33 protein-coding genes and 1 pseudogene are annotated in these 18,907 nt (G+C 38.3%); 28 read left to right on the top strand and 6 right to left on the bottom strand.

Annotation, left to right across the window (positions count from 1 at the left end; genetic code table 11):
* Positions 1-55: 55 nt before the first annotated feature.
* The 4 genes from RRU92_RS00875 to RRU92_RS00860 form a co-directional block, all read right to left on the bottom strand.
* Positions 56-1,201 carry a site-specific integrase gene (locus RRU92_RS00875; RefSeq protein ID WP_315639983.1) on the bottom strand — a complete coding sequence of 382 codons (1,146 nt, stop codon included), beginning with the start codon at positions 1,199-1,201 and terminating at the stop codon, positions 56-58.
* A 372-nt stretch (positions 1,202-1,573) separates the two neighbouring features.
* A complete protein-coding gene (locus tag RRU92_RS00870) occupies positions 1,574-2,497 on the bottom strand; it encodes an exonuclease domain-containing protein (protein WP_315639981.1) in 924 nt (307 codons plus the stop codon).
* 83 nt (positions 2,498-2,580) lie between these two features.
* Positions 2,581-2,787 carry a hypothetical protein gene (locus tag RRU92_RS00865; protein WP_315639980.1) on the bottom strand — a complete coding sequence of 69 codons (207 nt, stop codon included), beginning with the start codon at positions 2,785-2,787 and terminating at the stop codon, positions 2,581-2,583.
* Position 2,788: 1 nt separating this feature from the next.
* Positions 2,789-3,598: an XRE family transcriptional regulator gene (locus tag RRU92_RS00860; protein ID WP_315639979.1), complete on the bottom strand. Its 810-nt coding sequence runs from the start codon at positions 3,596-3,598 to the stop codon at positions 2,789-2,791.
* A gap of 173 nt (positions 3,599-3,771) precedes the next feature.
* On the opposite strand from RRU92_RS00860, the gene RRU92_RS00855 reads away from it, so the two are divergent.
* Positions 3,772-4,047 (top strand): hypothetical protein, encoded by a 276-nt coding sequence (locus RRU92_RS00855; protein WP_315639978.1) that lies wholly within the window; start codon positions 3,772-3,774, stop codon positions 4,045-4,047.
* A gap of 159 nt (positions 4,048-4,206) precedes the next feature.
* On the opposite strand, the gene RRU92_RS00850 is transcribed toward RRU92_RS00855, so the two are convergent.
* Positions 4,207-4,551, bottom strand: a complete 345-nt coding sequence (locus RRU92_RS00850) for a hypothetical protein (RefSeq protein ID WP_049549209.1) — start codon at positions 4,549-4,551, stop codon at positions 4,207-4,209.
* Positions 4,552-4,668: 117 nt separating this feature from the next.
* Here RRU92_RS00850 and RRU92_RS00845 point away from each other — a divergent pair, with 117 nt between their 5' ends.
* Positions 4,669-4,812, top strand: a complete 144-nt coding sequence (locus RRU92_RS00845) for a hypothetical protein (RefSeq protein ID WP_315639975.1) — start codon at positions 4,669-4,671, stop codon at positions 4,810-4,812.
* 143 nt (positions 4,813-4,955) lie between these two features.
* Here the strand turns inward: RRU92_RS00845 and RRU92_RS00840 are convergent, their stop codons facing one another.
* Positions 4,956-5,168: a hypothetical protein gene (locus tag RRU92_RS00840; RefSeq protein ID WP_315639973.1), complete on the bottom strand. Its 213-nt coding sequence runs from the start codon at positions 5,166-5,168 to the stop codon at positions 4,956-4,958.
* Between the two features lie 72 nt (positions 5,169-5,240).
* Between RRU92_RS00840 and RRU92_RS00835 the strand changes: the two genes are divergently transcribed.
* From RRU92_RS00835 to RRU92_RS00710, 26 genes and pseudogenes are all read left to right on the top strand, one after another.
* Positions 5,241-5,468, top strand: a complete 228-nt coding sequence (locus RRU92_RS00835) for a helix-turn-helix transcriptional regulator (protein WP_315639971.1) — start codon at positions 5,241-5,243, stop codon at positions 5,466-5,468.
* 97 nt (positions 5,469-5,565) lie between these two features.
* A complete protein-coding gene (locus RRU92_RS00830) occupies positions 5,566-5,733 on the top strand; it encodes a hypothetical protein (protein ID WP_315639968.1) in 168 nt (55 codons plus the stop codon).
* Positions 5,734-5,751: 18 nt separating this feature from the next.
* Positions 5,752-6,462: an ORF6C domain-containing protein gene (locus tag RRU92_RS00825; protein WP_315639966.1), complete on the top strand. Its 711-nt coding sequence runs from the start codon at positions 5,752-5,754 to the stop codon at positions 6,460-6,462.
* A 14-nt stretch (positions 6,463-6,476) separates the two neighbouring features.
* Complete coding sequence (locus RRU92_RS00820) at positions 6,477-6,734, top strand: hypothetical protein (protein ID WP_261070085.1); 258 nt, start codon at positions 6,477-6,479, stop codon at positions 6,732-6,734.
* Positions 6,735-6,894: 160 nt separating this feature from the next.
* A complete protein-coding gene (locus RRU92_RS00815) occupies positions 6,895-7,185 on the top strand; it encodes a hypothetical protein (protein WP_315639965.1) in 291 nt (96 codons plus the stop codon).
* Between the two features lie 10 nt (positions 7,186-7,195).
* On the top strand, positions 7,196-7,624 hold the full coding sequence (locus tag RRU92_RS00810) for a hypothetical protein (protein ID WP_315639964.1): 429 nt from the start codon (positions 7,196-7,198) through the stop codon (positions 7,622-7,624).
* An 18-nt stretch (positions 7,625-7,642) separates the two neighbouring features.
* Complete coding sequence (locus RRU92_RS00805; protein ID WP_315639962.1) at positions 7,643-8,437, top strand: phage replisome organizer N-terminal domain-containing protein; 795 nt, start codon at positions 7,643-7,645, stop codon at positions 8,435-8,437.
* Complete coding sequence (locus RRU92_RS00800) at positions 8,425-8,583, top strand: hypothetical protein (RefSeq protein WP_315639960.1); 159 nt, start codon at positions 8,425-8,427, stop codon at positions 8,581-8,583. The genes RRU92_RS00805 and RRU92_RS00800 overlap by 13 nt, the downstream gene beginning before the upstream one ends.
* The gene (locus RRU92_RS00795; protein WP_315639958.1) at positions 8,577-9,347 is read left to right on the top strand and encodes an ATP-binding protein; all 771 of its coding nucleotides are present in this window, start codon (positions 8,577-8,579) and stop codon (positions 9,345-9,347) included. The genes RRU92_RS00800 and RRU92_RS00795 overlap by 7 nt, the downstream gene beginning before the upstream one ends.
* Before the next feature lie 14 nt (positions 9,348-9,361).
* A pseudogene (locus tag RRU92_RS00790) lies at positions 9,362-9,593 on the top strand (hypothetical protein).
* Positions 9,594-9,716: 123 nt separating this feature from the next.
* The gene (locus RRU92_RS00785; protein ID WP_315639957.1) at positions 9,717-10,058 is read left to right on the top strand and encodes a hypothetical protein; all 342 of its coding nucleotides are present in this window, start codon (positions 9,717-9,719) and stop codon (positions 10,056-10,058) included.
* Positions 10,036-10,731 (top strand): DUF1642 domain-containing protein, encoded by a 696-nt coding sequence (locus RRU92_RS00780; RefSeq protein WP_315639956.1) that lies wholly within the window; start codon positions 10,036-10,038, stop codon positions 10,729-10,731. Before RRU92_RS00785 ends, RRU92_RS00780 begins: the two co-directional genes overlap by 23 nt.
* A 193-nt stretch (positions 10,732-10,924) precedes the next feature.
* Positions 10,925-11,083, top strand: a complete 159-nt coding sequence (locus RRU92_RS00775) for a hypothetical protein (RefSeq protein ID WP_285304790.1) — start codon at positions 10,925-10,927, stop codon at positions 11,081-11,083.
* A gap of 12 nt (positions 11,084-11,095) precedes the next feature.
* A complete protein-coding gene (locus tag RRU92_RS00770; RefSeq protein WP_315639954.1) occupies positions 11,096-11,356 on the top strand; it encodes a DUF1372 family protein in 261 nt (86 codons plus the stop codon).
* On the top strand, positions 11,353-12,435 hold the full coding sequence (locus RRU92_RS00765) for a DNA cytosine methyltransferase (RefSeq protein WP_315639953.1): 1,083 nt from the start codon (positions 11,353-11,355) through the stop codon (positions 12,433-12,435). Before RRU92_RS00770 ends, RRU92_RS00765 begins: the two co-directional genes overlap by 4 nt.
* Positions 12,436-12,444: 9 nt before the next feature.
* Positions 12,445-13,119: a DNA methyltransferase gene (locus RRU92_RS00760; protein ID WP_315639952.1), complete on the top strand. Its 675-nt coding sequence runs from the start codon at positions 12,445-12,447 to the stop codon at positions 13,117-13,119.
* An 84-nt stretch (positions 13,120-13,203) separates the two neighbouring features.
* Positions 13,204-13,491 carry a hypothetical protein gene (locus RRU92_RS00755; RefSeq protein ID WP_315639950.1) on the top strand — a complete coding sequence of 96 codons (288 nt, stop codon included), beginning with the start codon at positions 13,204-13,206 and terminating at the stop codon, positions 13,489-13,491.
* 1 nt (position 13,492) lies between these two features.
* Positions 13,493-13,984, top strand: a complete 492-nt coding sequence (locus RRU92_RS00750; protein WP_315639949.1) for a MazG-like family protein — start codon at positions 13,493-13,495, stop codon at positions 13,982-13,984.
* Position 13,985: 1 nt separating this feature from the next.
* On the top strand, positions 13,986-14,387 hold the full coding sequence (locus RRU92_RS00745; protein WP_315639948.1) for a YopX family protein: 402 nt from the start codon (positions 13,986-13,988) through the stop codon (positions 14,385-14,387).
* Entirely contained in the window at positions 14,384-14,737 is a 354-nt protein-coding gene (locus RRU92_RS00740; RefSeq protein ID WP_315639946.1) for a hypothetical protein, read from the top strand. The genes RRU92_RS00745 and RRU92_RS00740 overlap by 4 nt, the downstream gene beginning before the upstream one ends.
* Positions 14,738-14,753: 16 nt before the next feature.
* On the top strand, positions 14,754-15,131 hold the full coding sequence (locus RRU92_RS00735; RefSeq protein WP_315639945.1) for a helix-turn-helix transcriptional regulator: 378 nt from the start codon (positions 14,754-14,756) through the stop codon (positions 15,129-15,131).
* Positions 15,082-15,546, top strand: coding sequence for a hypothetical protein (locus RRU92_RS00730; protein WP_315639944.1), 465 nt, complete (start codon positions 15,082-15,084; stop codon positions 15,544-15,546). The genes RRU92_RS00735 and RRU92_RS00730 overlap by 50 nt, the downstream gene beginning before the upstream one ends.
* A 114-nt stretch (positions 15,547-15,660) precedes the next feature.
* On the top strand, positions 15,661-16,227 hold the full coding sequence (locus RRU92_RS00725) for a tyrosine-type recombinase/integrase (RefSeq protein ID WP_036756769.1): 567 nt from the start codon (positions 15,661-15,663) through the stop codon (positions 16,225-16,227).
* Positions 16,228-16,468: 241 nt separating this feature from the next.
* Complete coding sequence (locus tag RRU92_RS00720; protein ID WP_315639938.1) at positions 16,469-16,768, top strand: HNH endonuclease signature motif containing protein; 300 nt, start codon at positions 16,469-16,471, stop codon at positions 16,766-16,768.
* A 117-nt stretch (positions 16,769-16,885) separates the two neighbouring features.
* A complete protein-coding gene (locus RRU92_RS00715) occupies positions 16,886-17,224 on the top strand; it encodes a hypothetical protein (RefSeq protein ID WP_315639937.1) in 339 nt (112 codons plus the stop codon).
* On the top strand, positions 17,221-18,861 hold the full coding sequence (locus RRU92_RS00710) for a terminase TerL endonuclease subunit (protein WP_315639935.1): 1,641 nt from the start codon (positions 17,221-17,223) through the stop codon (positions 18,859-18,861). Before RRU92_RS00715 ends, RRU92_RS00710 begins: the two co-directional genes overlap by 4 nt.
* Positions 18,862-18,907 lie beyond the last annotated feature (46 nt).

The raw sequence follows: 18,907 nt of genomic DNA, 5'->3' as shown, positions 1-18,907 counted from the left end.
TGGACTTCTAGCGTGTTAAGCAAAAGTGAATACGAGATTGAATACGACTTTACTTTTAGCTGGAGTGGATGAAATCCATGAGCTGGTCAACGACTTCAACACGTTGATTATCATTGATGTGGGTATACATATCAAGGGTGATTTGAACATTATTGTGACCGAGTCTATCTGAAATGATTTTTGCTGCAACACCAGCTTCAAAAAGGAGAGAAGCGTGTGTATGCCTAAAACCGTGAGGCGAAATTTTTTTAAGATCTTTGTGTTTACAAAAGAATCTGCTAAGCTTCACTTTCATAGTTGCAGCTAGAAGCCATCCCCCTATGTCATTCGTAAAGATATAATTCGAATCATGTTTGTAAGGCACACCAGCCTGAAAATATTCTTTTATCTGCTGACGTTTCCAGAGCTTCAGTACATTCAGGGTTTCATCATTCAAGGTGATAACTCTCTTGCTTCTTTTGGTTTTAGGGTCCTGAACAGTTTGTTTTTTGCCAATCACGACAGCCGTGCGAGAAATGCTTAACCGTTTATTTTCAAAGTCAACATCTGACCACATGAGACCGATAGCTTCTCCAGTTCTCAAGCCAGAAAAAGCGAGTAAGTGGAAAAAAGTGTAGTCTACAGGTTTAAAATTTGCTTTGGAAACTTTAAGGAATTCGGTCAGTTCCTGCTTTGTATAGTAGTTTTCTTTGCCCTTTAAGGGTTTATTTTTAGGCTTGATAATCTTGTCTAAGGGATTTGACTTAATGATGTCAAGAGAAGTGGCATACTTGAAAATACGGCTAATAACAGAGTAGTAATTGGAATAGAGGACATAGCGATTGCTTAACTTTATAGCAACCTTCTGACAATAAGCCACACTTATCTGCTTAATCTTCATATCTGTAAAATATGAGTCAATCATAACATTAAGTTTTTTCTTAACGTTCTGATATGTTGTTGGTTTTACAGTACTTTTAAAGCTATCAAGCCATAACTCAGCGACTTCAGCGAAAGTAGGGTTCTGGAAATCCTCATTGTTTGAAAAACCATTTTCTTCAACATCTAAGAGAAGGTCACGTTCGGCAGCCTTAGCCTCTTTAATGGTTTTAAAACCACGGCGTGTTGTACGTTTTTCTTTTCCAGTAGCTGGATCTATGCCCAGGTATGTTTGAAAGAGGTATCTAGTCTCTCCTTTTTTTGTAATGTATTTTTTTATCATAAAATGTCCTTTCTTTTCGATTGCTTGCCCGCATAGTAGAAAAGGTGTAGAATTTATGATAAACTAGAACTGTATTTTTTTATCATCCTTTCCATTGCTTGTCACACGGAAGGTCGAAATCTCACACTCAAAGATGGCCGTCGGAGAGTGTGGGGATTTTTTGTTTTTAATTCAACAAAAAACGGTAACTAAATTTATAGTTACCGTTTCTGCGTGGCAGCTTGTGCCAACCGGATTATTTGCACTAGGATTTCTCCTAGGTTAGTAACTATATATTATCAAATATATTTCATTTTGTCAAAAATGGAAAGTTGAAACCTCACACTCAAGATTGCCGTCAGAGAGTGTGGGGATTTTTTTATTTTTTGTTAATTATTCCTCAAGCAATCTTATAAAATCATTTTCTGTCATGATTTCAATATCTTGACCTTTTTCTAACAAGGTTTGTGCTTTTTTCATTTTACTACTTAACCCATCTGTGCCGACAACTCTCCAATCTTGCTCCCCTACAACTAAGATATTAGTATTTTTGGTCACTCCTTTTTCAGGAATGCCACCAACTAACGCAGCAGCTTTGTTAGCTTCTTTTCTAGTCATTCGCTCGAGTTTTCCAGTAAAGCAAAAGTACAAACCGTAAAAGTAATGGTCTGGATTCATTGCTGCTTTTTCTTCTTCTGTTGGCTGATAGATAAGATTTTCCTTGTATTGATAACTTTTTTTCCTTTTAAATCCATACTGACCAAGTAAGCCAGTTTTATTGTATCTAAATTCTTTTAAAAAAGCGTTGAGATCGGAAAATGAATTAGTAGATAGTAGATATTCTAAAATCAATCCGCTTGCTCGCGCATCTGATAAAGCGTTGTGGTGGTCTAGCTCAATCTTCAAATTTTTAGCCAGTCTTTTTAATTTGTAATTCAATTGTCCAGGGAGAGCAACCTTGGCTAATCGATATGAACAAATATATTCTATGTTATCAAACTCCAGTTCGTATTTTTGGTATACATCCTTAAGAGCTCCCATATCGAACTGTGCAAAGTGGGCTACAACTATATCAGAACCAATAAAATCAACAATGGACTTCCTTACTTCTGGAAATGTAGGTGAATCAACAACATCTTCAGGAGTAATGCCATGGATGAAAATATTGAAATCATCAAATTCTTCTTCTGGATTGATTAAAGTGTAAAATGTATCAACAATATTTCCATCTTTAAATTTTACTAATCCGATAGAACAAACGCTACCGCGAAAATCATTCGCAGTTTCAACATCTAAAGCAACATATGAGTAAGACATATAAGTTTCCTTTCATTCCAACAATGTTAAGTATTCCTCTTTAACCATGATCTCACTTGTCATGGTTTTTAGAGAATTTTTTGTTATTCGGATTTTTTTGATATGTGTTGTTGAATAATTAAGGCTACGTTGGCTTTTTCTTCTTCGGTCATAGGAGGTTCATTTGGATCGTCTACCGAAAACTCGATAGCATGCCACTTATCATTGACTCTAATCCACTCTCTTCGTCTATGACATTGACAATCTAGGTTGTGTTTAATCACTTCCATTGGTATGCTTTCACTACTCATATTATCCCTCTCTATACAAATCCACGACTTCACCGATAATTCGGAAGTCGGTCTCTGGTGTGATTGGCATATCTTTGTACGCTGGGTTTAGGCTATGTAGGTATGCCTGTTCTTTGTCAATGACAAGCTGCTTGATATAAGCATCGCCGTTGTAGTTGAACACTCCGATAACTCCGTCATTTAAGTCCACACTGGTCTGGATAAATACCAGATCACCATCGTGATAGTCTGGCTCCATGGAGTCCCCTTTGATTGGAATGACAAAGTCGGCATCGATATCTACTGGCAACTCAATCCGTTCAACTCGTACGTCGTTCAAATACTGGCCTGTACCTGCAGAAGCTGGGTGGTCGTAGTAGTCGTAACTATAAAGTTGGATGACTTCCGATACTTCGTTTTTCTTCGTTTCTTCTTTCCTCTGCTCGTCCCGTTGCCTCTCTGCATAGGTCAAGACTTTGGCTTGTCTTGGAGGTTTTAGTTCATCGTAGATGGTTTGGATGGAGGAAGTGGAATAGTTAGGTGTATTCGATTCTCCCACGATAGAGTAAACCACAGGGTTAGCAGTGACAAATCTCGGATCTAGAGTAGATTTTGGGACTCCAAAAAAATCAGCAATTTTTTGAACATTGCCAGGGATTGGCAAAGAAGTTCCTTTTACATATCCTGTCAATGTGCTAGGCGGTATCCCTGTTGCTCGAGACAGCTCAGCTTGTTTACAATTTCTATCAGATAAAATAGAGTTAAGATTTGCAGAAAAGACTTTCATATCCTCTTTATCTTGAGGAGTTAATTTCCCTCGTCCTCTTGCCATGTTTTTTCCTCCTATCTTCTTTACTATATAATACCGTTTATTTTCGATTTTGTAAATAAAAAATTCGAATAAATTACGAAAAAAATCGATAAAACCATTGACATACGATTTAATTCGTAGTATAATATAATCAAGCTTAAGGAAATAAGAAAAACAAACCGGAGGGAAACACCATGAACACATTAAACGAGAAAGCCATCAACATCTTCAAAGCAGTGGTTGCAGAAACCTTGCTTCAAAACACATACGAGGAACGTTTCCTCTATGGTCAGCTTGAATCATTCTGGAACAACTGCCGTCAGTTTGCTTTCGGATGGACAGAGTTGCCAGAAGAGATCGAACGTCAAGAGCGTTACCTTCTTGATGCTGGTTTCACTCAAGACGAAATCGATGACATTCGTTTCGATGCAGCCTTCGCAGGAATGCAGGACAAAATGAATGTAGCCTGATCGGTAGCACCAGGGTTCGACTCCCTGGCAGGTTGTTGCTCATAGAGCGAAAAAAGAAATAATAGAAAGGAGAAACATTGAGACCAAGACGATATCCGTATAGTGGGAAAAGAAAAAAGCCTATCAAACAATCGATAGACTTTATGATAGACAAAGATGCTATTCTTCAGTCGGATCTTCGAATTTCCCAATCGAAACACCCAATATCTGATCTAGAAATAGACAAACGTATGGCATTTTAAACGGTCCACCTATTGAATCGGTGTGAACTTCAACATCTACTAAAAAGATTGCTGTTGGATTTTTGGGGTCGTATTCAGAAACTCGAAGTTCTTTTATGTTTTGAGCAACTGCAGATACGTCAGGATAATCAGAGCTATCAGGATTATAAGCTTCTCCAATGTATCGCCCTGCAGCTGTTTGGACTATCAACTTGTGACCTGTATTTTTAGCGATAATAGCATGTGCTAGTAGAATGTCATATTTTTTGAAGTTGTTACTCATAACTTTACCTCCTTTCTGTTGAATTTTTGACTAAAACGGTGAGAGGTCATAGTCAAGATTATTATAGCAATTTAGGAGGATATTACATCAGTCTTGGGGCTGATATAGGAGGTATTGATGGAAGATAAAATCATCGAACTTGCTGATCACTTCATCAGCGAATCTAAAACGTACAGAGAAGCTAAAATAGCGTGTGAGAAGCTATTAAAACAAGTCAGCCATGAGATAGAACTCAGGGCGCTGGAAAGTGAGACGGTATGAAATGAGACCAAAACGTTATCCGTATAGTGGAAAAATAAAAGCCTCGACTACGGAAATAGTCAAGGCGTGGGAAAATGCTTACTCAGACTTTATTGCCAAAACTCAAAAAAAGCAAGAAAAATCTGAGAAGGAATTAGATGATGCTATTTTGAGAGTTCATCGACTTGAGACTCTAACTCATCAATGCGCTTCAGCAAATCATTGATTTTTTGGTTGGTAAATGTTTTTTCTAGATCTTTTGCTTGAGCTTGAAGCAAAGTTTCTATAATTCCTAAAACGACATTTACATCACCAGAAATCGTAGTCTTTAAAGTAGCGTAGGTAGAATTTTTAAAATCATCAAAATTTTTACTCATATTTTCACCTCCTTTCTAGCTTTATTATAGCAGAATTGCGAGGAATAAATAGAAAAATAAGGAGGTAGGAACGTGCCGAAAATGACTTTGAGAGCAATAAGAACAAATTATAACTTATCTGCAAAAGAAGTTGCCGATAAACTTAATATCCATCAACAAACACTGTTGAAGTATGAGCATGATAGTTCAAAAATTCCAATGGATCTTTTAGAAAAACTTGCTCGACTATACAATGTTGAAAAGGATTTTATTTTTTTAGGCAATAAATACGAATTAAATCATAGTTTAGGAGAAGTATGAATGAATAAGCGAGACTCACAGAAAGGGGATTAAATATGAACGAAAAGAAACAAAATAATGATCTCATCAAAGAAATTATTGAGAAACATTTTTAAATATGGTTGATGATATTTTGGAACACACAGAGACCTACTATGAAGCTTTAGGAGCTATTAGTAGCATCAAAGGAAGCAAGATCCCGAATGTGCTTCACTTAGCTGATTGTTTGAGGAAAGATATCAGAAAACGTGCTATGCAACAAAAAACACCTAATCACAAAAATTAGATGCTGAAGGAGAGGAATATGAACGAAATATTTAATTTTCACGGACAGGAAGTCCGTACTTTGACAATCGATGACGAGCCGTGGTTCGTTGGGAAAGATGTTGCAGACATCCTAGGATATAGCAAGGCTAGAAATGCAATTGCTCTTCACGTTGATGAAGAGGACGCCCTAAAACAGGGCATCCCTACTAGTGGTGGAACACAGGATATGTTGATCATCAACGAATCTGGTCTTTACTCTCTTATCTTATCCAGCAAGTTGCCCCAGGCTAAAGAGTTCAAGCGCTGGGTAACATCAGAGGTATTGCCAGCTATTCGCAAGCAGGGCGGATTTATCCGCGAGGACTTGGATGAGGATGCCTTTATTGCTTTATTTACTGGGCAAAAGAAATTGCGTGAGCAACAGGCTAGCATGATTGAAGACATCGACTATCTCAAGAGTGAGCAACCGATTCATCCGAGCTATGCTCAGTCGCTCCTGAAGAAGCGTAAGGCTAGGGTTGTGGCATGCCTGGGTGGTATTGATAGCCCAGCTTATGCTGATAAGATTTTTGCTCAGTCAGTCTTTAGACAAGCTGAGATTGATTTTAAGGATCATTTCAATATTAGTCGCTATGACTTGCTACCCAAGAAGTATGCGGATGCAGCTCTAGCTTACTGGATGACGTGGGAGCCAAGCACTAATACCAAGATGAAGATTATGGAACTGAACGCTTTTAGTCAAGCGTAGGGAGGAGTAGGAAAATGGAAATCAAATACATTTATAACAAAACGCCTCTTGGGTGGGTATGGCAGTTAGTAATTGATGGGTACGAGTTTTTTTATCCATGTGGCGATTTAAAAGCGTTAAAAAAATTCGTCAAATCAGAATTAGAAGTTTTGTTAGACAAAAAAGAAAGTGATAGTAATTACGGCTTGGCATTCCATGCGTGTGGATATAACGGACAAGCACAACAAGAGTACATAGATTATTGGGAAAAACAAGGAGTTAGTGTTTTTTAGAAAGGGGGATTAATAGAAAAATTAAGTGCAGAACCAATTTATTTCGTGAACGAAAACGAGATATGCAAAAAGCACCTGACGGCAATCAGGCGCATACTTAAATAATTAAAACCATTATATCACAAAAATGCTTGCCCGCATAGTTGAGAGGATGTAGAAAATGGAAGGTATAACATTACAATTACGATTGGACGGCGAAAGTGCTGAATTGTTCACGAATCAATTATTGGCCTTTGCTGAAAAGCAGGTCAAGGAGCAGTTAGAGAATGATCGCATGCCAATCAATCAACAAGCTTTGATGAAGAAGTTCGGCTTCACTCACGGATATGTTAAGATGCTAGAACGAAAAGGCTTAAGATTTCGTAAGCAAGGGAAAGATACTATGTACGATGTCAATGATGTTTATGAGATTTTAGAGTTAGAAAAACAAGTACGAAAATTAAGAGCATAAGGAGATAAAAATGTTTGAACCAACTTTATCAAGCCAGCTGCTTGGATTAGTGTCAATCTTTATCGGGATCTTTATTCTGATGTTACTGACTGTTAAAAATGAAGAAGAAACTAAACAAAAAACAGTGATCATCATTGAAGAAGCTGAAGATTTCAGAGAGGTTGCAAGAAGAAACTTGAAAAACTGTGATAGAGGATTCACCTATGATTCTCAACCTCCTGTCGGCCTTCCTTCAACGATTGAGGACGTGTCACAAGTTTTTCGGACATGTATCGAAGACTATGACAGGCTAGCTCAGGATTACCTGGAAGAAGCAGGTAACAATGATCTTCTAAGAAGTCAAAATGCGAATCTTTTAGAAGAAAATGGGCGCTTGCTCTACAAAGAAATGACCATGGATTTTCGTAGAAATCAACGAAAATGGGGAGCTAGGGCATGATGCAGATTGGAGGAAATTATGTCTGAAATCAAATGGATTAAGATTACGACTGACATTTTTGACGATGAAAAAATACGTCTTATTGATGCACTACCAGATCATGATGCCATTTTAGTTATATGGTTTAAAATCCTAGCTCTCGCTGGTAAACATAATCGCAACGGGCTTTTGATGATGTCAGATAAGGTTCATTACACTGATGAAATGCTTGCTACAATTTTTCAAAGGCCTCTAAACACTGTCAGAATGGCCCTGGGAGTCTTTGAGCAATTTGGGATGATTGAGATTATTGACGGTGTCATTACTTTGCCAAATTGGGAAAAACATCAAAATATTGATGGCATGGAAAAAATCAAGGAACAAACACGGAATCGTGTGGCAAGACACCGAGAGAAGCAGAAAAATCTTGCTCTTGGTAACGTTACATGTAACGTTACAGTAACGGACGGTAACGCACTAGAAGAAGAAGGAGATAAGACTGAGAATAGATTAGATAAAGATAAGAGTATAACTACTACTACTAGTAGTAACGAAAATATTCTTGAATTATTCCAATCTGAGTTCCGTAGATTGCTATCAGGTTTTGAGATTGAGGAAATCAATCATCTTTTGAACGAAAATGATGTCGATTTAGTAAAAGAAGCATTGAAGATAGCTATTAATTTAGGTAAGCCTAACATCAAGTACATTGGTGGAATTTTAAGAAATTGGCAGCTGAATCAGGTTACAACAGTTGAACAGGTTCAACAATCTCAAAAACAACATCAAGAAAAAAAATCAGGCAAGGAGGCGACAGACGAATGGGGATTTTAGAACTTATCGAGCAATTTGAAGATGACTTTTATCCGATAAGCGAGGAAAAGAAGTCACTGCTTGCAAAACAATCTCTTTCTACCGTCACTGCTTGCTTGTCAGATATGGCCAGCTGGCAGGCTTGCGGAGGTAAGGTATCATGGTAACTGATGCACTAGAGGAGATGGCCTTATCTTACCATAGAAATACTGAACAGCAGGCTGAAATTTGCGAAAAGCATGGGATTCCCTTGATCAAAATCCTCCGGACAAATGATGTCCTTTGTCGATTATGTGAATCAGAACGGATCCATGCAGAGAATCAAATAAAGGTCAATGAGTTGGCTGAGGCTGAGCATGAACGAGAGCGGAAGTTCTATCTTGAGAGATTCTCTCTCTATGATGATGTACTGAAAAATGCTACTCTTGATAACTTTGACACACCCACTGAAAAAGAGGCTGAAAAGTTGAAGTTTGCCAAAAAAATTTGTAGAGAGTGGGCATGTGGAGCGAGAAACAATGTTGTTTTTCAAGGAGAAGCTGGAACGGGTAAAAGCCACCTTGCTTTTGCAATGATGAAAGCTTTATCAGAAGCTACAAAAGAAATTGCTATTTTTATCAATGTCACTGACTTGTTAATGAAAATCAAGGCGGACTTTAGTCAGGAAGAGTTTCTGGTCAATAAAATCGCTAGTGCAAAGTTTTTGGTATTGGATGATCTTGGTATGGAGAAGGACAGTGAGTGGTCCTTTAGTATTCTTTACAACATTCTCAACAAAAGGGCCAATACGGTTATCACGACTAATTTGACTGCACAAGAAATTCAGAAACGCTACGGTCGGCCGTTTATGAGTCGGTTGATGAAGGGTGTGGACAATGATCATCTGATGGTATTTAATGACTTGAAAAACAAAAGGAAAGATTATTTTTAGAGAGGTGGGACACCTTGTTATTAAATCTCTATTTCGTCTACAATGGGCACTGCAAGTTTTTTCCTTGGGAGTTTTAACAATGTGGATGAACTTATCGAACGGATGAAAGACCATCAATGGGCTTTCTCAGGTATTACCAGACCAAAATTCAAAAAATATATCGGAAAAGATGATGTACGTTTTGATTATGGTGCTGTAGATTGCTATTATTTGGCGACAAAATCAACGTGCCGCGAACCACGTTAAAAGCGAGCTAGGATATGCGTCAGACTTGGACGAATGGCGTATAAAGAATTTGCTAGCTCTTGTGTCTTCGAGCCATGAGGGGCAAGAGCTGGATTTTTAGAAAACAAGTTGGAGGAAGCGAAGATGATGGAAGATTTAAAGAAAAAAGTTAATGAAGTATACGGCTGGTCGGTAGAAGAAGGGAAGCACAAGCCTCCAAAACAAGATTTACCACAAGCAGTGAAAGACAGGGCGGACTATTTCTGGGAAATGACAGAAGATGGCATGATGTTTATGGGAGCGATGGAATGTATCTTCGCCGATGAAAAACCTAAAGACTATGATTTTGGTGCTACTAAGGATTGGTTGCCAAAATCTAAGGAGTTTGATGATTGGGTTGGCTATTCACCAAACATGTCACAGTTAGTTATTGCAGTTTATTTGATTTATGGAGGAAGGGAAGATGAACATACAGGGACTAATTGAACGCTATGAAAAATTTAAAGCTAGCAAGAAGAAAGTGACCTCGGTTGATTTGGTTTTGAAAGACTTACGGTCTTTGGACGAACCAGAGGCATTGCCGTTCAAATTAAAAGATGTTGTTGGTCGAATTAGAGGGTTTGACCCAACGACACAGGCCAGATGGCTTAATGACATTCTAAAAGAATTAGGGAGCGACTACGGTTCGATGAAATATCGTGAGGGCTACGAACAAGGAAAACTTGAGGGAGCATGGGTTGGTAATCAATTGAAAGATGCTGATAAGATTCGACAAGAATTGAACAAACCAGTGATTCCACAGTTTGTGGCGGAATTTATCACAGAACAGAAAAATTTGTGTTACACACTTTCCGAATCAATAGACGGGAACATGTCTGACAGAGTCGCAGAATGGTACTATGATAATTCTGAACTCTTCGCTCGTGCATGGCTTGACGGTTACGAGGTCGAGAAAGAGAAGCGGTATTTGGTGAAAGTGAAAGGTATTTGTGGAAATCACGAAACTTTGAACTGCGAAAAACATTCAAATGAATGGCTTTTTTCAAGTTCAGAAGAAAACCGTACTTACAAAACAAAGTTCACCCGCAAAGAACTTGAAGACGCAGGCTTCGGCTGGGTGTTCGATTGTGAGGGGATTGAGATTGAGGAGGTGGAGTGATGAGGAAAATTATAGTTAATTTGCCAGATGATCTTTTCGCACACCTCCAAGCATTAAAACTATACTATGGGTATTCCACTAGATATGAAGTTATTGAGAAAGCACTAGACGAATTGATTGGAAAATGCGCTGGTAATATTGTTTTTCAACATTATCTAAGCGAAGTAAGAAATGATCTGAAAGAGGTGGAGTGATGGAAGAAATTATTATGGATAAATACTTCATTACTGAACTGATTGAAGATGAAGATATTATCTTCAACAAAGATAGCGATTATCTCAAGCAGAAGAAAAAAGAAAAGAAGAATCCTATATTCAAAAGAAATAAGTCCAAAAAAGGCTGGGCGCTTTGAGGAGGTTACAGATTGAAACGATTCATCGCAGTATGGATTCTGCTATCTGCTGGATTGAACATTTGTCAGAGCATCCATATTAAAAAACTAGAAGAAAAGAAGCCGATGGTTATCTACAAGGCTGATAACGCAGGAGCTGAAATATTTGGTAAAGTCGTCGAAAAAGGACGACATGGCAAGCTGTACACAATCACAATTCGTGATTACGGCATTTTCGTAGTTACGAAGGAAGTTTATGATACGGTGAAAGTTGGGGATGAGGTGAGGATTTGAAATTTCTTGATCTATTCGCAGGAATTGGTGGTTTTCGTCTTGGGATGGAATCCGCTGGTCATGAATGTATAGGATTTTGTGAAATAGATAAATTCGCTAGAGCCAGTTATAAAGCGATACATAACACAGAAGGAGAAATAGAGCTACATGACATCACAACAGTATCAGATGAGTCTATTCGAAGAATCGGACGTGTGGACATTATCTGTGGAGGATTTCCGTGCCAGGCTTTCTCAATTGCAGGAAACAGACGAGGTTTTGAGGATACACGAGGAACTTTGTTTTTTGAAATTGCACGGTTCGCATCTATTCTCAGACCTCGATATTTATTCCTTGAGAACGTCAAAGGACTTCTCAACCATGACGGAGGAGCTACATTTGAGACCATCCTCGGAGCCTTGGATGAATTGGGGTACAACATGGAATGGCAAATGCTTAACAGCAAAAATTTTGGAGTTCCCCAAAATCGAGAGCGTGTGTTCATTGTCGGACATCTTAGAGGAGAACGTACCAGAAGAATTTTTCCTCTCGGCGGAGAAAGTCAGTCAACTAGTAGCCAATCAGTCGTGAAAATAGGAAACGTTAACCCATCAGGAAATGGTATGAATGGAGAAGTCTATCAAGCTGACGGCTTGGCTCCTACGCTCACAACGAATAAGGGAGAGGGGCAAAAAATAGCCATAAAAAGTAATACTATAAAACAATTTGGGATATTACAACCCAATTTTAATCAGTGTGGAGTGGTTTACGAAACAGACGGCATCGCACCAACTATCAGAGCCTATCAAGGGGGAGGGCTCGAGCCTAAAATTATTCAACGTGGTCATGGCTATAATCAGGGTGGAGTGTATGAAATAGCTCCTACACTGACAAGTAATAGCTATCACGAAAATAATCATTTATCATATGGTTATCGTATTCGCAAGCCAACACCTCGTGAGTGTTGGAGATTACAAGGCTTTCCTGACTGGGCATTTGACAAAGCTCAAGAAGTAAATAGCAACAGTCAATTATACAAACAAGCAGGAAATAGCGTGACAGTCAATGTTATCGCTGCAATAGCAAAGGAATTGGAATGAGGTGATGACTTGAAATTATTTCTTAACGAAGATTGCATGGACGTCATGAAAAGATATCCTGACAACTATTTTGATTTAGCTATTGTTGATCCACCGTATTTTTCCGGACCAGAAAAAAGAAAATTTTACGGACGAAAAGTCAGTCCAATAGGTGTAAGCAGACTGTATGGCGAAACCTCAGAGTGGCAAATTCCAAATGGAGATTATTTTGATGAACTTTTTAGAGTTTCAAAAAATCAAATCATTTGGGGTGTGAACTACTTCAACTACTCTTTTGGGCCTGGTCGAATTGTGTGGGATAAAGTTAATGGCCAGTCAAGTTTCTCAGATTGTGAGATAGCGTACTGCAGTTTACATGATAGTACACGGATGTTTCGCTATATGTGGAACGGTATGATGCAAGGGAAGTCAATATCTGAAGGACATATCCAGCAAGGAAACAAGGCTTTGAATGAGGTTAGAATTCATCCAACTCAAAAACCCATCAATCTTTATCTTTGGTTGCTGCAAAACTACGCAAAATCTGGAGATAAGATTCTTGATACTCATGTCGGTTCAGCAAGTAGCTTGATTGCTTGTCAGGAGTTAGGTTTTGAGTATGTCGGTTGCGAGCTTGACAAAAGAATCTTTAACCATGCCAAACAGAGACTTGATACTTATGAGAATCAAATAAAATTATTTTAAGGAGAAGAATATGAACAACACAGAATTAGAAAACAAGGTTCAACAATGGTTTGTTGACCGTGACCTTGAAAACGGAGGAGAATAATGGCTAAAGATATTTTAATGGATTTAGCATTTGAAAATGTACACAAATGCCTGGGAATTCCTGATTGGAAAGAATCTGATGAAGTAATTCTTGTTAGTTCAGCTAATAAAGAAGAAATTGAAGCGGATGAAAGTTACCGTTCAACTGAAAATTGTAATTATTTTGGCAAACGAATTTGTATCTTCTGCGAACAGGTGAAGAAAAATAATTACATCACGCTACACAAATCCATGTTAGAAAAAATTATTAAGACTATGGAATTATTTAAAGAAGTGGAGGAAAAATAAGATGAATACAAAAATGAATTTGGAAGAAAAGGTTCAACAGTGGTTTGTTGACAGAAATCTACATGAAGCAAATCCAGTCAAGCAGTTCTTGAAGTTGATGGAAGAGTCAGGAGAATTGTTCGAAGGCATTGCAAAGGATAAATCTGAACTGATTTACGATGCGCTTGGAGATATCCAGGTAGTATTGATTGGGCTTGAACAACAGATCAAGAACGGTGCTCAGATTTCAGCCAATCAACAGGAACTTGAATTGTTGCTGATGGTTTCTAGTCTGGGTAATATCGCTCAGAAGCTATATGCTCATGTCAGTCACAATGAGACACAGATTCCTTTAATCAAAGCAGATTTGATGTTTCTTGATAGTGTGATTAGTACGGTTTCATTTTGTAATGGCACTACAGCTGAAAGTTGCTTAGGAGAAGCTTATGAAGTTATCAAGGACCGAAAAGGGAAAATGATTGATGGAGTGTTTGTGAAAGAGGAGGATTTATAAAATGGTAGTGCCAAAATTTAGAGCATGGGACAAAGAGTTCAAAGAAATGGTTCAAGTTGATGCAATAGTCTTGGATGATCAAGTCATCAAAGTAACATATAAAAATGGCAACGTTGTAAAAGAGGATATCAAATACTATGACCTCATGCAGTCAACGGGCCTTTTGGATAAAAACGGTAAAGAAATCTTTGAGGGGGATATTATTACCGATGGTGAAGACGTCTCGGATATAAAGAGACATCCAACTTTGGGATTCTATACAGTTGATAATGGTAGAGAAACATTTGTTTCAGACGGAGTTGATGTTGAATATTTCGAGGAATACGCTGAAGAATTTTCTGAAACAATTGAAATCATTGGCAACATCTACGAAAACCCAGAGCTTTTGGAGGAGAAAGAATGAAACCTAAAAAATACCCATATTTAGGCTCTCAAAAGACAGACAACAAACAAGATAGAGTCAAACTCGCTGAAGTTTTAAATTACGAACCAATTAATGTGTCTATTGTTGTTAGAGAAGGTGAAAACAGTGATATATTAGCAAAATGTGTAATTCGTGCTTATGGCGAAACATTATCGTTTATAGCAACATTACCAGTAAAAGGAACTAGGTTTTCGAAACAAAATCAAGCGTTGTTTAAGATTAGGCTTTATCAAAGAATTGAAAAAATGGGGAGCGAGAAACTTTTAGAAACCAATCGTTTTATTTGGTCGAACATGTGTCTGGAAGAATTTAACAAAATAATTACTTAGGAAGGAAGTCCATAGCATGGAACTAAGATTAAAAGAACTTAGAGAGGACCTAGGTATCTCTGTCAAAGATATGGCTAGGGATACGGGTGTTTCACAAAACACAATTCATTTGTACGAACGAGGTGGATATCCATCCATTAAGCAAATTGAAATGATTGCTAAAACCTATGATGTAAACCCTGCTTGGCTTGTTGGGTGGATAGATGATGAAATGATGCCTGCAATCCAGGTAGTCGAAAAAGCGGTCTACAAGGAAAGTTCAACAGAAGACTACCAGACTATTTCAACAACGATGGTAAGATCATTAAATGGGTTAAATCTAAAAGATACATGGGAGGTAAGGTTTGGTCAAAAAGAACTTAACAAAAACACGAAGGGATTATCTCGAGTTTGAACTCGATGATAAATATTTAAAGATTGACAAGATTATTGGCCAACGAAGGCATGAGCTAGAACGATTGTACGAGGTTAAGCATTTAACTGTACCAGGCATTGATGATACTGGAGCAAGTGGCAGTGGTACGTTTGTCAACAGATCAGAGAACCTAGCAGTTGCTTATGCAAGCGATCCTATGATTTTAAGGCTAGAAAATCTCCAAAATGCTATCTACCAATTACTAGAAAATCTAGAACCAGATGACAAAAAAATCTTTTATCTTCGCTGGGGAGAACATACTGGATATGACTGGATTCAAGTTTGGCACATCATGGAAAATGGAGAAACTGGATACTTGTACAGGCATAGCAAGCAGATTTACAGAAGACGTGAAGTCATTCTTGATACGCTCGCAAATTTGCTCTTTATGTGAAGTTGTCAAAAAAACATATAGAATTGACAAAAACAATGTGGTAAATTAGTATCATGAAGAATAGCAGAGAGAAAACCTCTGCTTTTTTGTGCACTAAAAAGGAGGTGAGGATATGTGGTAGTTGTTGAGCCAATCAGAAATAGAGATGATGTTCAGCTTATGATTGAATGGCTGACGAAGCATAGCGCAGTCAAAGAGTCAGATAGACAACGTAACCTCATGCTCTTCTTGTCTGGTGTTAATCTGGGATTTCGTATCGGTGATATTGTTAAACTGAAAGTAAAGCATGTTAAAGGTTGGCATGTCCAGATCGTCGACGAAAAGACAGACAAGCCAACCAAACGAAAGATGCCAAAGAAATTCAAGAATGCTATGAGGCAGTACATCAAAGATAAGAAAGATGAAGACTTCCTCTTTCCAAGCCGAAACGGAAAGCATCAGCATATAAAACCTAATACAGCTTATAAGATTATCAAAAGAGCTGCTGAAGAAGTTGGTCTGGAAAACATAGCTACTCACTCGATGAGAAAGACCTTTGGTTTATTCATGTACGAGCAAACAAAGGATGTCGCTCTGATAATGGATCTACTGAACCATTCGAGTCAGAGTATTTCACTAAGATACATAGGCAAAAACCAAGATTCACAAGACAGAGCCATGACGAAGTTTCAGGGCTTTTAATTTTTTATTTTGACATCAATTCATTGTTTTGAGGTTATGATGATTTCATTTTATGTATGCAGGATAAACGCTTGATAAATCTGAGTTAAAACTCATGTAGCGAGTTCACTAGAATATGTAAAACAAGGAATTGAGAGAGTAAAATTAGCGAGGTTTACAAAAGTATGTTAGGTTTGCTAAGAGAATGAATTGATAAGATAAAAGATACAGATGGACTATATGAAATCGCGAGGATGATTCATTGAAGATTAAAGTTTCAACTCGAGAAGAACGAAACCAGTTTTACAATTCCAGCGAGTGGAGATCGATAAGAAGGCAAACACTTAAACGAGATCATTATGAATGTGTATGGTGCAGAGATGAAGGCAAGGTCACGACTACTAACTTAGAGGTTGACCATATCAAGGAACTAGAGTTCTATCCAGAGTTTGCGCTTGATATCGATAATCTACGAACACTGTGCAAAGCATGTCATAATAAGAGGCATGATCGTTTTGATAAGAATGACAGAAATTTCCGAAAAGATGAATGGTGGGGTTAGGTGAACGAACCTTAAATACCCCCCGGTCAAAAAAATCGGAAATTTTCAAAGACGTCGGTAAGCGGTCTGCACTCGACTGTCCAAATTTTTAACAAAAAATTAAGGGGGTGGGGGGTAATGGAAGAATACTCAGAAAAAAATATAAAAGAATTAGAAAATCAGCTACTTTCTAAAATCGGCTACTTTAGTCCTAGAAAAAAGGATGCGATCCAGTACGAAAAAGTGAATCGATATCTTTATCTTGTCAGGTTGTTTTATAATATGACAGCTCGCCTGAATGAAGAAGATCTAATTGACATTGTTCGCAACGGTCAGCAAATGTTCACAAAATCGCATCCTCTCGTCGGGGAAATCAACAAAATAAACAGCGAGCTTTTGAAAATTGAGCGGTCGTTTGATTTTGAGGTGGAAAATTCTCCTGTTGAGAAACCTACGTCTGGAAGTGATCTGTTATGATTTCTCATCCGTTGGTTGATGACTACATCAAAATGGCCGAACGTGGAGAAATCGTTGTCAACAAGGAAAGGAAGCTGTTGTTTAAAATCATCAGGGAGAAAATCTATCCTCGTGATGATCTATATTTTGATAATGACTTAATTGACAAGTTCATTCGTTTTGCGGAAAAGAACTTTTTCCCTTTGGCTAAGTATCAACTTTTCTTGACTCCGTTCATTTTTCTTTTTCGAAAGGAAGACGGGGAGCCGCACTTTGACGAGTATCTATACACTCTTGCTCGTGGGGGTGGTAAGAATGGTTTTATGTCAGCCAGATCCTCGTTCTTTATCAGTCCTATCTACCCTATCAGAGATTATGATGTGACTATCACTGCCAACTCTGAGAAACAGGGGAAGGTTTCGTTTGAGGAAGTCTATGAGACCATTCAAAGGCGTGGTCTTGAGGACCATTTTTATCTAACTAAAATGTCTATTACAGGTCGAGCTAACAACTCGGTCTTTTCTTTTCGGACGAATAATCCGAAGACTATGGACTCTGCTCGTGATGGCTGTCTTGAGTTTGATGAGATTCACCAATTTGAAGATGATAAAGCTGTTAAGGTCCAAAGGTCTGGTCTTGGTAAGATTGCTCATGCTCGAACATTCTACAACGGGACGAATGGATATGTACGTGAGGGATTTTACGACAAACTGATAGAGAAGTCTATGCAAATCTTGAATGGAGAGGTTGATGACTTTAGGTTGTTCCCTTTTATCTGCAAGCTAGACAATGCGGATGAAGTGGATGATATGAAGAACTGGCCAAAGGCAAATCCGATGTTGGATGAAAGTACTCCTTATGCTAAAAGGCTACTTGCTAGAACCAAGGCTGACTATGACGACCTTGAGTTGGAACCGTCTGGCCGTCAGGAGTTTATGACAAAACGGATGAACCTTCCTGAAGCAGACCTTGAGAAAGATGTTACCTCTCGAGAAAAGCTAGTTGCTTGTTTGCGGTCTCCTGGTATCGACTTGAAAGGTCGGTCATGTGTGGCTGGGTTTGACTATGCGAGCATCCGAGACTTTGCGAGCGTTGGGTTGCTCTTCAAAAATGGTGATGAGTTCATCTGGAAGCAACATTCATTTGCACGAAAATCATTTTTAAAAGCTTTTAAGCTGAAAGCCCCTATTCAGGAATGGGCAGATAGAGGCTTATTCACCATTGTGGACGGTCCTAGTATTGACCCTCGTTTATTGGTCGAAAAACTAAATGAATGGAGCAAAGACTATCAAATAGAGCTAGTTTGTGCCGATGGTTTTAGAATGGATTTGTTAAAACCTCTTTTGGAAGAGGCTGGGTTTGAATATGAGTTCTTGAGAAATCCAGGGGCTATCCAATCCAAGGTTGCGCCAATTATCGAAGATGGATTTGCGAATGAACGGTTTGTCTTTGAGAATGATAACTCTATGATTTGGTATACGGATAATACCTACGTCAAAGAGGACAAGGATGGCAATAAACGTTTCTTGAAGAAAGAGCCTGTCAGAAGAAAGACGGATGGTTTCCATGCCTTGATCGCTGCTCTTTACAAGAGAGAGTTAGTGCAAGAGTCGAATGTCGGGAAATTTCTCGACATGATTGATAGTTGGGAGTTTTAATTAAAAATTAATTTGGGTGGGTGGTCGGCAGAAACTAAAAGAAAGG

It is taken from the genome of Streptococcus sp. DTU_2020_1001019_1_SI_AUS_MUR_006 (genome assembly GCF_032340315.1).
In the GTDB taxonomy this organism is placed as follows: Bacteria; Bacillota; Bacilli; order Lactobacillales; family Streptococcaceae; genus Streptococcus.
This window is presented reverse-complemented; position numbering and strand designations above follow the sequence as displayed.